Origin of the sequence: Pseudothauera nasutitermitis (assembly GCF_004801295.1) — a bacterium.
GTDB lineage: Bacteria > Pseudomonadota > Gammaproteobacteria > Burkholderiales > Rhodocyclaceae > Pseudothauera > Pseudothauera nasutitermitis.
Genome location: NZ_SSOC01000002.1, coordinates 80,156 through 95,630 on the forward strand (window position 1 = coordinate 80,156; position 15,475 = coordinate 95,630).

A 15,475-nucleotide genomic window follows, 5' to 3' on the forward strand; every position below is an offset into this window, starting at 1 on the left:
CAGCGATGCCGGCCCCCGCGCCGGCTTTCGCCCTCCTTTTTCCGTGTGCGGAATGCTCTAATGCCATCAAGTTCACTGCCCGGTGGCCGATATCCGGCGTGTACGGCCCCGCAGCCGATGGACGCGTCCCCTGGCGGGACAAGATAACAATCACAGGGTGGGAGCGAGGAAATGGGGATCTTCAACAACCTGAGCATGCGTGCCAAGCTGTTCTGCTTTGCCACACTGACCGGAGGGGTGCTGCTCATCGCGGTGGGTTTCATCCTGAGCGAGTTGCGGGCGATCAACAACGAGGCGCGGGTGGTCGCCAACGAAGCCCTGCCCGGCGTGGAAGGCGCCGGCGCGCTGAGCCAGCTGCGCCTGCGCTACCGGGTGCGCAGCCTCGAATACCTGCTTTCCGACGATCCCGCGGCGGCCGCGCAGATGGAGAAATCGCTCGCGTCGCTCAACACCGAACTGGTGCAGGCCATCAATACCCAGCGCGCAAACTCCCGCACGCCGCGCGAGCGCGAGTTGTTCAATCGCGTCGAGCAGCTTGCCGGTGCCTATCACCAGGCGGTCGTGCAGGCCAGCGAGCATGCGCGTGCGGGCGACATGGAGAGCGCCCAGCAACTGCGCCGCACGGTCTGGGTGGAGCGTGCCAACGCCTTGCGCGACGCGATCGACGAACTGGTGGCGCTGAACAAGGAAGAGGCCCAGGCGGCCATCCTCCAGGCCGAGGAATACGCCCGGCTGGCCCTGTGGGGCGGCAGCATCGCCGCCGCGCTTGCCGGGCTGCTGACCCTGGTGCTGACCTTCGTGTTCGCCGCCAACATCAGCCGCCGGCTGGGCGATGCCGTCGACGCGGTGCGCCAGATCGCCGCCGGTAATCTGCGCGTGCGCCTGCCGGCGGCCACCCGCGACGAGATCGGTCTGCTGGTGGATGCCGTGGGCGGCATGCAGCGCGAACTGCGCGACACCATCACGCTGACCGGCGACAGCGCCGAGCAGGTGGCTGCGGCGGCCACCCAGCTCAAGCAGAGTGCTTCCCAGGTGGGCCACAGCACGGCCGCGCAGAGCGGCGCGGCGGCGGCCATCGCGGCCAGCGTGGAAGAGCTCACCGTATCGATTTCCCACGTTTCCGAACGCACTGCGGATGCCAGCCAGGTCGCCGCGGATTCCGACCGCCAGGCGCGCAGCGGCCGCGAGGCCGTCGACCGCCTGATCGCCAACATGACCCAGGTGGGCAAGGTGGTGGGCGACGCGGCGACCCAGATCGCCGGTCTGGAGGCGCAGTCGGAAAACATTTCGAAGATCGTCGCGGTGATCCGCGACATCGCCGAGCAGACCAACCTGCTCGCGCTCAACGCAGCCATCGAGGCGGCGCGCGCAGGGGATTCCGGGCGCGGCTTCGCCGTGGTGGCCGACGAGGTGCGCAAGCTTTCCGAGCGCACCGCCAAGGCCACCGAGGAGATCGGCGGCGTGGTGGAAAACGTGCAGGCGTCGACGCGCGATGCCGTGGTCGGCATCGAGAAAGGCGTGACTGCGGTGCATCGCAGCGATGGCGAGGCACACGAGGCCGGCGAGGTGATCCGCAATCTGCAGGAAATGTCGCAGCAGGTCGCGGTGATCGTTTCCGAACTGGATTCCGCCTTGCGCGAACAGTCGATGGCTTCTTCCGAGGTGGCCCGGCGCATCGAGGAAATCGCTCAGCAGGCCGAGGAAACCACCAGCGCCACGAACCAGTCGGTGGCGTCCGCCGAATCGCTCGACCATCTCGCCGGCCAGATGCTCGGCGCGGTGCGCCGCTTCCAGGTCTGACGCGGCGTGTGCCGCGCGCTCAGTCCGCCAGGGCGGGCAGCGCGGCGTGCGCGTTGGCGGCGGTGGCGCGCACGACGGTGTCGACGTCGATGCCACGCAGGTCGGCCAGTACCTGGGCATAGCGCGCCAGGTTGGCCGGCTCGTTGCGCTGTCGCGCCCCCCAGGCCGGCGCCATGTCGGGCGCGTCGGTTTCCAGCACGATGGATTCGAGCGGCAGCGTGGCCGCCAGCTCGCGGATGCGCCGCGAGCCATCGTAGGTCATCGCCCCGCCGAAACCCAGCTTGAAGCCCAGGCCGATGAAGGCTTCGGCCTGCTGCCGGCTGCCATTGAAGGCGTGGGCGATGCCGCCGCGCACGCGGATGCGGCGCAGTTGCTTGAGCACCGCGTCCTGCGCGCGGCGGATGTGCAGGATCACTGGCAGGTCGAAGCGCCTGGCAAGCTTCAGTTGCTCGATGAAGTAATGCGCCTGGCGCTGCGGATCGGCAGCCGGCACATAGCCGTCCAGGCCGATTTCGCCGACCGCCAGGGCGTCACCACGATCGAGGCGCGCGGCGAGCAGGTCCAGATCGGCGGGTTGCGCGCCATCGACGTACAGCGGGTGGATGCCATAGGCGACGTGCACGTCGGCATGCGCGGCGGCCAGTGCGGCGACGTCATCGAAATGGGCCGCCTGCACGGCCGGCACCACGAAGGCGCGCACGCCGGCCGTGCGCGCGGCCGCCAGCACCTGTGCGCGGTCGGCGTCGAATTCGGGCGCGTCGAGGTGGCAGTGCGTGTCGATCAGCACCGCCGCGCCCTCCTCCGCCTTACTTGCCGCGCCACTCCGGCTTGCGCTTGGCGATGAAGGCATCGATGCCCTCGGCGGCGTCCTCGGTCATCATGTTGCACGCCATGCTCTCTGCGGCCATCTGGTAGGCGGCCTCCAGGCCCATTTCCAATTGGCGGTAGAACATCTGCTTGCCCGAGCGGATGGCCAGCGGGGCCTTGGCGGCGATGGTGGCAGCCAGCGCGTTGACCTCGTCGTCGAGGCGTTCGAGCGGCACCACGCGGTTGACCAGGCCGCGGCGCTGCGCCTCGAGGGCGTCGATGAACTCGCCGGTGACCAGCATCTCGAAGGCCTGCTTGCGGCCCATGTTGCGCGCCAGGCCCACGGCGGGGGTTGCGCAGAACAGCCCGACGTTGATGCCGGAGACGGCGAAGCGCGCCACGTCGGCGGCCACCGCCAGATCGCACATGGACACCAACTGGCAGCCGGCGGCGGTGGCGATGCCATGCACGCGGGCGATCACCGGCTGGGGCAGTTCGGTGAGCTTCACCATGAACTTGCCGCACAGGCGGAACAGGTCCTGCTGGAATTCCAGGTTGTGGTTGCCGCGCATTTCCTTGAGGTCGTGCCCGGCACAGAAGGCCTTGCCCTCGCCGGACAGCACCACGACGCGCACGGACGGATCGGCGGCGATGGCGTCGACAGCGGTGATCAGCTCTCCCAGCACCGCCCTGGAAAGCGAGTTGAACTGGCCCGGACGGTTCAGGGTGAGCCAGGCGACGCCGTCCTGGTCACGGCGCAGGATCGACGGCTGTTCGGCGGCAGGGGTGGGTACGGCGCTCATCGCGGCTCCTTCCTGGAAGAGAAGGCGTCGACGTTGGCGCCGTCCGGCAAGGCTGTCAAGCCCGCCGGACGGGTTGCACCGCTTACTCGATGGCGGCGGCGGAACGCGCGCGTTCGCGCAGCACGAACTTCTGGATCTTGCCGGTGGAGGTCTTCGGCAGTTCGGTGAACACGATCTGCTTGGGCACCTTGAAGCCGGCCAGATGTTCGCGGCAGTGCGCGATGACCTCTTCCGGCGTGGCGCTGGCGCCGTCCTTCAGCTCGATGAAGGCGCACGGCACCTCGCCCCACTTGGCGTCGGGCGCAGCGACCACGGCGGCGGCCATCACCGCCGGATGCTTGTACAGCGCATCCTCGACCTCGATGGAGGAGATGTTCTCGCCGCCGGAGATGATCACGTCCTTGGAGCGGTCCTTGATCTTGACGTAGCCGTCGGGCTGCATCACCGCGAGGTCGCCGGTGTGGTACCAGCCGCCGGCGAACGCCTCGGCGCTGGCCTTCTCGTTCTTCAGGTAGCCCTTCATCACCAGGTTGCCGCGGAACATGATCTCGCCCATGGTCTCGCCGTCCCAGGGCACCGGCTCCATGGTCTGCGGGTCGAGCACGCTGATGGCTTCCTGGGCGTGGTAGCGCACGCCCTGGCGGCCGTTCAGCGAGACCTGGTCGGCCAGTGGCTTGTCCGCCCAGTCGTCGTGCTTGGCGCATACCGAGGCCGGGCCGTAGGTTTCGGTGAGGCCGTACACGTGGGTGATGTCGAAGCCGATCTTGGCCATGCCCTCGATGACCGCGGCCGGCGGCGGCGCGGCGGCGATCAGGCCGGAAACCTTGTGGTTGATGCCCCGGCGCCATTCCTCCGGCGCGTTGGCCAGCATGGAGTGCACGATGGGCGCACCGCAGTAGTGGGTGACGCCGTGCTCGCGGATGGCGTTGAAGATCAGGCGCGGATCGACGCGGCGCAGGCACACATTGATGCCGGCGTTGGCGGCCATGGTCCACGCGAAGCACCAGCCGTTGCAGTGGAACATCGGCAGGGTCCACAGATACACCGAGTGCGGCGGCATGCCCCACGAGACGATGTTGCTCATCGCGTTGAGGTAGGCGCCGCGGTGGTGATAGACCACGCCCTTGGGGTTGCCGGTGGTGCCGGAGGTGTAGTTGAGCGAGATGGCGTCCCACTCGTCGCGCGGCAGCACGAAGGCGAAGTCCTCGTTGCCCTGCTCCAGCAGCGCTTCGTAGTCCATGCGCCCGAGGCGTTCGCCGGGGCCGGTGTATTCGGGGTCATCCACGTCGATGACGATGATGTCCTTGCGTTCGGTGAGCTCCAGCGCGCGCGACACCGCGCGGGTGTACTCGCGGTCGGTGATCAGCACCTTGGCTTCGCCGTGGTCCAGCGTGAAGGCGATGGTCTCGGCGTCCAGGCGGGTGTTGATGGTGTTGAGCACCGCGCCGCAGCCCGGTACGCCGAAGTGGCACTCGAACATTTCCGGGGTGTTGTTGAGCACCACGGCCACGGTGTCGCCACGTTCGACGCCCAGCTGGGTCAGCGCGGAAGCCAGCCGGCGCGCGCGCGCCGCGCTCTGCCGCCAGGTGTAGCGCCGCGCGCCGTGGATGACGGCGACGCGCTCCGGATAGATGTAGGCGCTGCGCTCGAGGAAGGTGATCGGCGTCAGCGGCACGTAGTTGGCCGCGTTGCGTTCCAGCCCCTGGCTATAGGGGGACCGACTTTCAGTCATGATTTCTCCGCTCCGTTTTTCAAGATGTTCCAGCTCGTTATTGTTTTATGGCCGGCAGGCCATCCCGCCATTCAAACGACCTATGGCTTTCGGGTCAAGACCCTCCAGCCAGTTGCCGAGCTCGGCGGTCAGCCGGCCGACCGCCGCGCGCGCGGCCAGTGCTCCGCCCCGCGCGTCGGCGCTGTCGGCCGGAACGCGTAGCTGCAGGTCGCGTCCGGCCAACGGGGTTTCGCCACGCTGCGGCAGCAGCATGGCGCGTGCGGCGAGCAGCTGGTGGCTGCTTGCCGGACTTTCGAATACCTGGATGAATTCATCCAGCTCCACACGCAGCCGGCAGTGGCCCTGCGTCTCGCCGGCCGGCTGCAGGGCCTGCTCCAGCGCGCGGGTGAGCATTTCCGCGGGCGGTGCGGCCCAGCGGGTTTCGGTATAGGCCTGGCGCTGCAGCGCGTCGGCGTATGTCAGGCGGTACTGCTGTGCGCTGGTGGTCAGCCAGGACGGCGCACGCACTTCCACGCCGGTGGGGCGCGCGGCGGCGGAGATCGAGACCGGCTCCTGCAGACCGAGGTCCAGGCGTGCCAGATCGCGCGGAGGGGCGCCGAAGCCGGCGCAGCCGGCGAGTACGGCGGCCAGGGCCAGGGGGGCGAGCCGGGTGAGAGGGGCGGAAAGGCGGCGGATCATCCGGGTCTCCTTATTGTGCGGCGCGCGGCGGCGCGAAGCCGGCTTCGCCCGGGCCGGGGATGCGTTTGCCGCGGCCGGTCAGCAGCATCTGCGGCGAGCTTTCCACTTCTTCGATCAGGCGGCTGAGCCGGCGCGAGGTGGTCACCAGCCCGCCCAGCAGTTCGTTGAGCTGCGGCAGGGTGTCGTCGAGCACGCCGTCGGTGGCGGCGGTGGCGGCCTGATCGAGCCGGGCGGCCATGCCGTCCAGGCGGGCCATCAGTTCGCGTGCCTCATTGACCGTGGGCGCAGCGTCGGCGCTGGCGCGCTCCAGGTTTTCCAGCGTGGCGGACAGGCGCTGCAGGTTTTCCTGGTTGAGCGCGTCGCGCACCGCCGCGAAGGCTTCGGGGGCGACGCGGAAGGTGCGGTCCACGCCGTCCGAGGCGGATTCCAGGCGTTCCAGCACGCGCCCGAAGCGTTCCAGGTTGGCGTCGTCGAAGAACGCTGCGGTGCGGTCGGACATCTCGCGCAGACGCCCCATGGCGTGCAGCGCGGCATCGGCCACCTGGTCCATCAGCCCCGGCTCCAGCTGGATGCGCGGCGGGCCGCCGTCGCCGGAGACCAGCGGCGTGGGGTCGGTGCCGCGGTCGTCGAGTTCGACGAAGGCCAGTCCGGTGACGCCCTGATAGCCCAGCGTGGCGCGCGTGCCGCGGGTCACCGGCAGTTCCTCGCGGATGCGGATGCTCACCAGGATGTGGCGCGGATCGAGCGGGTCGACCACCACCGCGGTGACCTTGCCGGCGGCGATGCCGCGATAGCGCACCTGGGCCTGTACGTTCAGTCCGGTGACCTTGCCGTTGGAGACCAGCACGTAGTCGCGCATGGGGTCGCGGTCCTCGGAGAACCACCACAGCGCGGCCGCCAACGCGGCGCCCATCAGCAGTGCGAAAAAACCCGCCGCCAGGGCGTGGGCACGGTTTTCCATGTCAATTGCCTCCCTGCACGCGGGCCAATGCCCGGCGTCCGTGTTCGCCGTGGAAAAAGCGGTGGATGAAGGGATGATCCACCTTCAGGGTGTCTTCCAGCGAGGCGTAGCTGAGAATGCGCCGCTCGCCCAGTACCGCCACCTTGGTGGCCAGCGCGGCGAGCGTGTCGATGTCGTGGGTGACCAGCACCACGGTGAGCCCGAGGCGGCGCTGCAGGTCGCGGATCAGCGCGACGAAGGCCGTGCTGCGGTCCGGGTCGAGACCGGCGGTGGGTTCGTCGAGCAGCAGCAGTTCCGGTTCCAGCGCCAGTGCGCGCGCCAGCGCGACGCGCTTGACCATGCCGCCGGACAGTTCGGCGGGTTTGAGCAGCGCGTGCGCGGGTTCGAGTTCCACCATGGCCAGCTTGAGGGCCACCAGATCGCGGATTTCCGCGTCCGTGGCCACGCGCGCCTCGCGCAGCGGGAAGGCGATGTTCTCGCCCACGGTGAACGCGGAGAACAGCGCCCCCTGCTGGAACAGTACGCCGAAGCGGCGCTGCAGCGCGCGGATGTGTTCGGCCCTGCCGTCGAGCAGCGATTCGCCGAACAGGCGCAGTTCGCCGGCGGCCGGCCGAGTCAGGCCGATGACGTGGCGCAGCAGCGTGGTCTTGCCGCTGCCCGAGCCGCCCACCAGGGCCACCACCTCGCCCGCGTCCACGCGCAGGTCCACGCCGTCATGCACCAGGTTGTCGCCGAAGCGGGTGACCACGCCACGCATTTCGATGACCGGATGGCAGTTTGCCGGCGGATTCATCAGGGCACCCCGATGGAACGCGTGGCGATGGCGAACACCGCGTCGACCAGGATCACCAGGGTGATCGCGCTGACCACCGAGGCCGTGGTGTTGGCCGACAGGCTCTCGGTGTTGGGCGCCACGCGCAGGCCGAAGTGGCAGGCCACCAGGGCGATCAGCAGGCCGAACACGGCGCCCTTGGCGAGACCGATGTAGAGGTTGGCGATGGGCACCACTGCGGGCAGCGTGTCGAGGAAGAAGCCGAAGGAGAGATCGAGCTGCAGCCAGGCCGACACCATGCCGCCGAACAGCGCCATGCCCGAGGTCCACAGCACCAGCAGCGGCATGGCCAGCGTGAGCGCGGCCACCTTGGGCAGCACCAGGCGGATGGTGCGCGAGATGCCCATGGCCGCCAGCGCGTCGCTTTCCTCGGTGACCCGCATGACGCCGAGCTGGGCGGTCATCGCCGAGCCGGAGCGCCCGGCCACCAGTACCGAGACCAGCACCGGGCCGAGTTCGCGGATGATGCCCAGGCCGAGGATGTTGACGATGAAGATGTCGGCGCCGAAGGCGCGCAGCTGCAGGGCGGACAGATAGGACAGCACCACGCCGATGAGAAAGCCCACCAGCGCGGTCACCGGCATCGCGCGCACGCCGACCTTGTGCAGGTTGGCGGAGATTTCCAGCAGCGGCCATTCGTGCGGATGGCGGAGCAGCCGGCCGAGGTCGAGCAGCAACTGGCCGAGCAGGCGGAGAAAGTCGGCGAGGTGGGCGCCGAAGCTCAGCAGCGCCGTGCCCAGTGCGGCCACTGCGTCGAGCACGGTGAAGCGTGGGGCCACCGGCAGTGGCGAGGACGCGGCGGCGGCCACTTCGCCGAACAGCGCGCGCTGTTCGTCGGAAACCTCCACCCGCTCCGGCCAGCGCTGGCCCCAGGCGCGCCACAGCAGGGTGGCGCCGAAGCTGTCCAGGCGTTCGACGCCGGCCAGCGTCCAGTGTGCATCGGCGGGCAGCGCGCCGAGCCGCGCGCGCAGTTCGCGCAGGACCGGTTGCAGCGCACGCAGGGTCCAGTCCCCCGTGGCGCTGGCTACGCCTTGCTGCCGGTCGAAGTGGAGCGGCGCCGGCGCGCTCATCTCAGGCAGCGAGCGGCCCCGTGGCGGTAGCGCGCACCGCCAGCCCGCGTCCGACCGAGAGCCACTGGCGTTGCTCCTCTTCCAGCGCGGCCGCAGTGAGCGGCAGTTGCTTGAGCCAGTCCTGCGGCGCGGCCACGGCGAAGGCGCGCCCTTCCCTGCTCACCTGGATGGGCGGAATGCCGCGCCCGTCGCGCGCGCGATGCACCACCACGGCCAGGCGCAGGCAGGCGATCAGCAGCCAGTCCGGGCTGCCGGGGTCCAGCCCGGCCACGCGCTCGAGCTTGCCGCGGTGGGCGAGCACGATGCGCGCCAGACGCCCCTGATCCATGCGCGAGAAGCCCGGCATGTCGGCGTTGGCGAGGATGTAGGCGCTGTGCTTGTGGTAGCTGGAATGTGCCACCGAGATGCCGATCTCGTGCAGCATCGCCGCCCAGCGCAGGAAGCGGCGGTCCAGCTGGTCGGGATCGGCGGCGGCCGGCTCGACCTGTTCGAGCAGATGGCAGGCGGTGTCGGCCACTTCGTTGGCCTGCGCGCGATCCACGCCGTAGCGCGTCATGAAGGCATCCACCGTTGCATCGCGCAGATCGTGGTGGTGGTAGCGGCCGAGCAGGTCGTAGAGCACGCCGAGGCGCAGCGCGCCCTCGGAGAACACCATGTGTTCGAGGTCGAATTCCTTGAACACCGCGCTCATGATCGAAAAGCCGCCGAGCAGCACCGGCAGGCGGTCGCTGCGCAGGCCGGCCAGTTCCAGGCGGTCCAGGCTGCCCGCGCGCAGCAGCGCGGTGCGCAGGCGCTCCAGGCCGTCGCGGGTGATGCCGCCGTCGGAGAAACCGTTCTGGGTGAGGATTTCCACCAGCGCCTTGGCCGATCCGCTGGAGCCCACCACCTCTTCCCAGCCGGCCTCGCGGTACGGGTGGGCGATGGCCTGCAGCTCGCGCCGCGCGGCCAGTTCGGCTTCCTTCATGCCGCGCTTGTCGATCTGCCCGCCGGGGAAATACTGCAGACTGAAGCTCACGCAGCCCATGTACAGCGATTCGAGCAGGATGGGCTGGAAACTCTTGCCGACGATGAACTCCGTCGAGCCGCCGCCGATGTCCACGACCAGTTGCTGGCGGTGCGGATCCGGCAGGGTGTGGGCGACACCGACGTAGATCAGCCGGGCTTCCTCGCGCCCGGCGATGACTTCGATGGGGAAGCCCAGGGCGTCCTCGGCCTGGCGCAGGAAGGCGTCGGCATTCTTGGCCACGCGCAGGGTGTTGGTGGCCACCGCGCGTACCGAATCCGGCGAGAAGCCGCCCAGCCGCTCGTTGAAGCGGCGCAGCGCATTGAGGCCGCGCAACTGCGCGCTTTCGTCGAGCAGCTTGTCGCCACCGAGGCCCGCTGCCAGACGGACCGATTCCTTGAGGCCATCCAGCGGGTAGATCTGGTCATTCACGATGCGTCCGACCTGCAGGCGGAAGCTGTTGGAGCCGAGGTCGATCGCGGCGATCAGTTCTTGCATCATGAAGTGGGATCGGCCTGGGGCCGGTGGTCCGGGTGTGGCGGATTCTACCCTACCACTCGGCCTCCTCGCAGGAACCTGAGCGGGTTTCCGCCGTCATCCTTTGGCAACATCTTTGTCACATAATGGGGCATTCGCCGCCGTACACGAACCATCATGCATACGCCCACGCACAATAGAAGCTACCCGACAGACCATTTCCTCAACCGCGAATTGTCCCTGCTGCAGTTCCAGCGCCGTGTGCTGGCCCAGGCCGCCGATCCGGAGGTGCCCTTGCTCGAACGCCTGCGCTTCCTGTGCATCGTGTCGAGCAATCTCGACGAGTTCTTCGAGATCCGCGTGTCCGGCATCAAGGAGCAGATTCGCCTGGGCAGCCGGGCCTCCGGCAACGACGGGCTGGCGCCCGGCGAACTGCTGACGCGGGTGAGCCAGGAGGTGCATGAACTGATCGCCGAGCAGTACGCGCTGCTCAACGACGACATCCTGCCCGCGCTCGAATCCGAAGGCGTGGTGTTCCTGCGCCGCACGCTGTGGAACGATTTCCAGCGCGAATGGATCCGCGAATACTTCCTCCGCGAGGTGATGCCGGTGCTCACCCCGATCGGCCTGGACCCCGCCCACCCCTTCCCGCGCGTGCTCAACAAGAGCCTCAACTTCGCCATCGAACTGCGCGGGCGCGATGCCTTCGGGCGCGATTCGGGCGCGGCCATCGTGCAGGCGCCGCGCGTGCTGCCGCGGGTGATCCGCCTGCCGCGCGAAATCTGCGATCAGGAATACACCTTCGTCTTCCTTTCCTCCATCCTGCACGCCCACGTGGAGGAACTGTTCTCCGGCATGAATGTGCTGGGCTGCTACCAGTTCCGTGTGACGCGCAACTCCGACCTGTTCGTCGACGAGGAAGAAGTGAAGGACCTGCGCGCCTCGCTGAAGGGCGAACTGCAGCAGCGCCACTTCGGCGATGCGGTGCGCCTGGAGGTGGCCGACAACTGCTCCGACGAGATGGCCGACTTCCTGCTCCAGCATTTCCGCCTGGGGCGCGACGATCTGTACCGCACGCCGGGCATCGTCAATCTGGTGCGCCTGATGCAGGTGCCGGACTGGGTGGACCGTCCGGAGCTGCAGTACCGCCCCTTCCTGCCCGGCGTGCCGAAGGCGCTCGACAAACGCCGCGACATCTTCGCGGCGATCCGCAACGGCGACATCCTGCTGCACCACCCGTTCCAGAGCTTCAGCCCGGTGATCGACCTGCTGCGCGCGGGCACCGACGACCCGCAGGTGGTGGCGATCAAGATGACGGTGTACCGCACCGGCACCGATTCCGTGCTGATGGAGCACCTCGCGCGCGCCGCGCAGAAGGGCAAGGAAGTCACCGTGGTGCTCGAACTGATGGCGCGCTTCGACGAGGAAGCCAACATCAGTTGGGCCAACCGCCTGGAAGAGGTCGGTGTGCACGTGGTGTACGGCGTGTTCGGCTACAAGACCCACGCCAAGCTGCTGATGCTGGTGCGCCGCGAGGAACACGGCCTGCGCCGCTACGTGCACATGGGCACCGGCAACTACCACCCGCGCACGACGCGTTTCTATACCGATTTCGGCCTGCTGACCTGCAACGAGGAAATCGGCGAGGACGTCGCCGACGTGTTCAAGCAGCTCACCGGCCTGGGCAAGGCCAGTTCACTGAAGCATCTGTGGCAGGCACCCTTCGCCCTGCAGCCCAACGTGGTGGCGGCGATCAATGCCGAGGCCGAGATCGCCCGCCAGGGCGGCAAGGGCCGCATCATCGCCAAGATGAACGCCTTGCTGGAGCCGGAAACCATCGAGGCGCTGTACGCGGCCTCGCAGGCCGGCGTGGAGATCGACCTGATCGTGCGCGGGCCCTGCGCACTGAAGCCGCGCGTGCCGGGGCTGTCGGACAACATCCGGGTGCGCTCGGTGATCGGCCGTTTCCTGGAGCACCACCGCATCTTCTATTTCCACGCCGACGGCAAGGAGCGCATCTACCTGTCCAGCGCCGACTGGATGGACCGCAACTTCTTCCGCCGCATCGAGATCGCCTTCCCGGTGCTCGACATGCGCCTCAAGCGCCGCGTCATGAAGGAGGGCCTGCGCGCCTATCTGCTGGACAACTGCCAGGCCTGGGAAATGCAGCCGGACGGCAGCTACCGCCGCAAGAATCCGCGCAGCGCGCGGCGCTCTGCGCAGATGGTGCTGCTGGGCGAACTGGCCGGGGGCTGAACGGCCGCGCAAAAGAGAAAGGGCGCACCCTTTGCGGTGCGCCCTTTGCGCTGGCGGAAGGGCTGTTCAGCCTGCCTTGCGGCGGCGCATCGCCAGCCCGCCCAGCGCGCCCACAGCCAGCAGCGCCAGCACGGACGGCTCCGGCACGGTGTTGCCCGGCACGCTGGCCACATCCACGCCATCCAGCCAGACGCTCCACACATTGCCCTTGCCGGTGCCGTTGGCCGGCTGGTTCCATTCGCCGATCGGAATCGGTGTCTGGTTGTCGAAAGTGAAGCCGTCGCTCAGCAGCGTGCCGAGCGCCCAGTTGTTGTAGGCGGCGATGGTGAAGAGGTAGCTGCCGGCAGCCAGGAAAGGCAGGGAGAAGCCGGAATCGTAGATCGTCTGGGTGGCCGGGTCGATGCTGGCGTTGTCGTCGTTCTCGCCGAGCCGGGTGCCATCGGCCCTCCACAGGGCGGTGATCGGGTCGAAGTTCAGACCGCTCTTGAACGAATCGGTCCATACGCGGACATCGGTGGCGTCGGCATAGGTCGTGAATGAGACCTGGACGACGTCGGAGTGGTTGGTGATCGTTCCGGTGAAGTTGAAAAGCGCGGCCTGACTGGGGGCGGACAGGGCCATCATGGCAGCGGCAACCAGCGGTAGTTTCATGGGTATGTTCCCGTTTGGCGTTGAAATGGATACACCAAAGCAGAAACAATGCCAATGATCTAACTGATTGATGACATTGGGGATCGCCCGTATCGGCCAAAGGTCAGTGTAAAGAATGCCGACACCCGCGGCCGCATTACTTGCGCTGTGCGTCGATCACCCCCGACACTTCGCGGATCAGCGTGATGGCGCGCTGCAGCTGGGTGACGCCGCCCACTTCCATGGTGAAACGCATGAAGGCGGTGCCCTTCTTGGTCAGGGTATTCACCGCGATCACGTTGAGCTTCTCGCGCGACAGCACTTCGGAGATGTCGCGCAGCAGGCCCTGGCGGTCGACGGCCTGCACGGCGATATCCACGGGAAACACCGCCTGGCGGTTGTTGTAGGCCTGGTCGCCCCACTCCGCCTCGATCACCCGTTCCGGATGGCGCTTGGCGAGTTGCTGGAAGTCGTGGCAATCCACGCGGTGGATGGAGATGCCGCGCCCGCGCGTGACGAAGCCCTCGATGGCGTCCGGCGGCGCCGGACGGCAGCAGCGCGACAGCGAGGTGAGCAGCTTGCCGACGCCGACGATCAGCACCTTGTCGCTGGTGTCGCCCGAACGGCTGCGGCCGACGACGATTTCCGGTTCGGCCGGCGCCTCGGTGGCGGCCTCGGTCTCGCGCAGCGCCACCTGCACGGAACGCGGGCCGACCTCGCCCCGCCCGGCGGCCAGATAGAGCGCCTCGGCGTTCTTGAAGCCGAGCTTGCCGGCGAGTCCCTCGATGTTGGCCTGGCCGTGGCCGTCGCGCTGGATTTCGCGGGTGACGAAGCTGCGCCCGCGCGACAGCAGTTCTTCCTCTTCCTGCTGGCTGAAATACTGCTTGATCTTGTTGCGCGCGCGCGGCGTGGCCACGTAGCTCTGGCGCGCGTCCAGCCAGTCGCGCGAGGGGCCGCCCTCCTTGGCCGCGGTGATTTCCACGGTCTGGCCGTTTTCCAGCGGGGTGTTGAGCGGCACCAGATGGCCGTCCACCTTGGCGCCCCGGCAGCGGTGGCCCAGGTCGGTATGCACGCGATAGGCGAAATCCACCGGCGTGGCGCCACGCGGCAGGTCCACCACCCTGCCCTGCGGGGTCAGCACGTACAGGGTGTCATCCAGCGAGGCGCGCTTGAAGCGCTGCACCCAGTCGGCCGAATCGGTGACTTCGTCGCGCCACGAAAGCAGGCTGCGCAGCAGGGCGATCTTTTCATCGTAGTCGCCGCCGTGGCCGCTGCCTTCCTTGTAGCGCCAGTGCGCGGCCACGCCCAGTTCGGCGTGACGGTGCATTTCGTGGGTGCGGATCTGCACCTCCAGCGCACGCCCGTCGCCGGCCAGCACGGCGGTGTGCAGCGACTGGTAGTTGTTGCCCTTGGGCTTGGTGATGTAGTCGTCGTATTCCTTGCTGATGGGCTGCCACATCTGGTGCACGATGCCCAGCACGGTGTAGCAGTCGCGCACTTCATCGACCAGCACACGCAAAGCGCGGATGTCGTAAACCTGAGAAAAATCAATATCTTTCTTCCGCATCTTATTGTAGATGCTGAAGATGTGCTTGGGCCGCCCGTAGATCTCCGCCCGAATGCCCACGGCGGCGATCTCCTGGCGCAGGCGCTCCATCGATTCGAGGATGAACTGCTCGCGCTCCACCCGGCGCTCGTCGAGCATCTTGGCGATGCGCTTGTAGGTGTCCGGCTCCAGGAAGCGGAAGGACAGGTCCTCCAGTTCCCACTTGAGCTGCCATACGCCCAGGCGGTTGGCCAGTGGCGCGTAGATGTCCAGGCTCTCGCGCGCCACCTCGACGCGCGCCTCGCCGGCGTGCTCGGTGAAATAGCGCAGGGTCTGCGTGCGCGAGGCCAGGCGCAGCAGCACCACGCGGATGTCTTCCACCATGGCGAGCAGCATCTTGCGCAGCACCTCGGCCTGCGTGCGGATCTCCGGCGCGCTGGCGGTGGCGGTCATGCGGGTGATCAGGCGCAGGCCGTTGAGCTTGCGCAGGCCGTCGACCAGATGGGCCGCCGGACGGCCGAAGCGCGCGGCGATCTTCTCCTCGCCGTCCTCCAGATAATCGCAGGCGGCGAACAGCAGCGCGGCGATGCGCGTTTCCGCATCCAGGCGCAGCGAGGCGCAGATCAGCGCGGTGCCCAGCGCGTGCGGCCATACCGCCTCGCCGGTACCGAGAATGTGGTCGCCGTAGAGTTCGGTGGCGAGATCGACCGCGGCCTCGATCAGGGCGCGATCATTGGCGCACAGGCCGTCGGCGAGCAGCTCGATGGGCGGCGGTGCGTCTTCCTTGGGGAGGGCGTGGGTCACGGATACCATGATGGCGCGGATTATCCCATATCACCCGTCCGTCCAGCGTTTCCACTCGTGTCCGGGAGATGCCCCA

General features: G+C 68.1%; 12 protein-coding genes. 2 read left to right on the forward strand and 10 right to left on the reverse strand.

The window, feature by feature from the left end; genetic code table 11:
- Nucleotides 1–171 precede the first annotated feature (171 nt).
- Nucleotides 172–1,800: a methyl-accepting chemotaxis protein gene (locus E6C76_RS04515; RefSeq protein WP_168734238.1), complete on the forward strand. Its 1,629-nt coding sequence runs from the start codon at nt 172–174 to the stop codon at nt 1,798–1,800.
- A gap of 19 nt (nt 1,801–1,819) precedes the next feature.
- Here the strand turns inward: E6C76_RS04515 and E6C76_RS04520 are convergent, their stop codons facing one another.
- From E6C76_RS04520 to ppx, 8 genes are all read right to left on the reverse strand, one after another.
- The gene (locus tag E6C76_RS04520; RefSeq protein ID WP_136347075.1) at nt 1,820–2,587 is read right to left on the reverse strand and encodes a TatD family hydrolase; all 768 of its coding nucleotides are present in this window, start codon (nt 2,585–2,587) and stop codon (nt 1,820–1,822) included.
- A gap of 19 nt (nt 2,588–2,606) precedes the next feature.
- The gene (locus E6C76_RS04525) at nt 2,607–3,410 is read right to left on the reverse strand and encodes an enoyl-CoA hydratase (protein WP_136347076.1); all 804 of its coding nucleotides are present in this window, start codon (nt 3,408–3,410) and stop codon (nt 2,607–2,609) included.
- A gap of 82 nt (nt 3,411–3,492) precedes the next feature.
- Nucleotides 3,493–5,142, reverse strand: coding sequence for an acyl-CoA synthetase (locus E6C76_RS04530; RefSeq protein WP_136347077.1), 1,650 nt, complete (start codon nt 5,140–5,142; stop codon nt 3,493–3,495).
- A 45-nt stretch (nt 5,143–5,187) separates the two neighbouring features.
- Complete coding sequence (locus E6C76_RS04535; RefSeq protein WP_136347078.1) at nt 5,188–5,820, reverse strand: ABC-type transport auxiliary lipoprotein family protein; 633 nt, start codon at nt 5,818–5,820, stop codon at nt 5,188–5,190.
- A gap of 10 nt (nt 5,821–5,830) precedes the next feature.
- Complete coding sequence (locus E6C76_RS04540; RefSeq protein WP_136347079.1) at nt 5,831–6,781, reverse strand: MlaD family protein; 951 nt, start codon at nt 6,779–6,781, stop codon at nt 5,831–5,833.
- A 1-nt stretch (nt 6,782) separates the two neighbouring features.
- Entirely contained in the window at nt 6,783–7,574 is a 792-nt protein-coding gene (locus tag E6C76_RS04545; protein ID WP_136347080.1) for an ABC transporter ATP-binding protein, read from the reverse strand.
- Nucleotides 7,574–8,683, reverse strand: a complete 1,110-nt coding sequence (locus E6C76_RS04550) for an MlaE family ABC transporter permease (RefSeq protein ID WP_136347081.1) — start codon at nt 8,681–8,683, stop codon at nt 7,574–7,576. Before E6C76_RS04550 ends, E6C76_RS04545 begins: the two co-directional genes overlap by 1 nt.
- Before the next feature lies 1 nt (nt 8,684).
- Entirely contained in the window at nt 8,685–10,187 is a 1,503-nt protein-coding gene (gene ppx, locus E6C76_RS04555) for an exopolyphosphatase (RefSeq protein WP_136347082.1), read from the reverse strand.
- Between the two features lie 153 nt (nt 10,188–10,340).
- Here ppx and ppk1 point away from each other — a divergent pair, with 153 nt between their 5' ends.
- A complete protein-coding gene (gene ppk1, locus E6C76_RS04560; protein ID WP_136347083.1) occupies nt 10,341–12,419 on the forward strand; it encodes a polyphosphate kinase 1 in 2,079 nt (692 codons plus the stop codon).
- A gap of 66 nt (nt 12,420–12,485) precedes the next feature.
- Here ppk1 and E6C76_RS04565 read toward each other — a convergent pair whose 3' ends face one another.
- Both E6C76_RS04565 and E6C76_RS04570 read right to left on the reverse strand, forming a co-directional pair.
- Nucleotides 12,486–13,070 carry a DVUA0089 family protein gene (locus tag E6C76_RS04565; RefSeq protein ID WP_136347084.1) on the reverse strand — a complete coding sequence of 195 codons (585 nt, stop codon included), beginning with the start codon at nt 13,068–13,070 and terminating at the stop codon, nt 12,486–12,488.
- A gap of 136 nt (nt 13,071–13,206) precedes the next feature.
- Nucleotides 13,207–15,408, reverse strand: a complete 2,202-nt coding sequence (locus E6C76_RS04570; protein ID WP_136347085.1) for a RelA/SpoT family protein — start codon at nt 15,406–15,408, stop codon at nt 13,207–13,209.
- Nucleotides 15,409–15,475 lie beyond the last annotated feature (67 nt).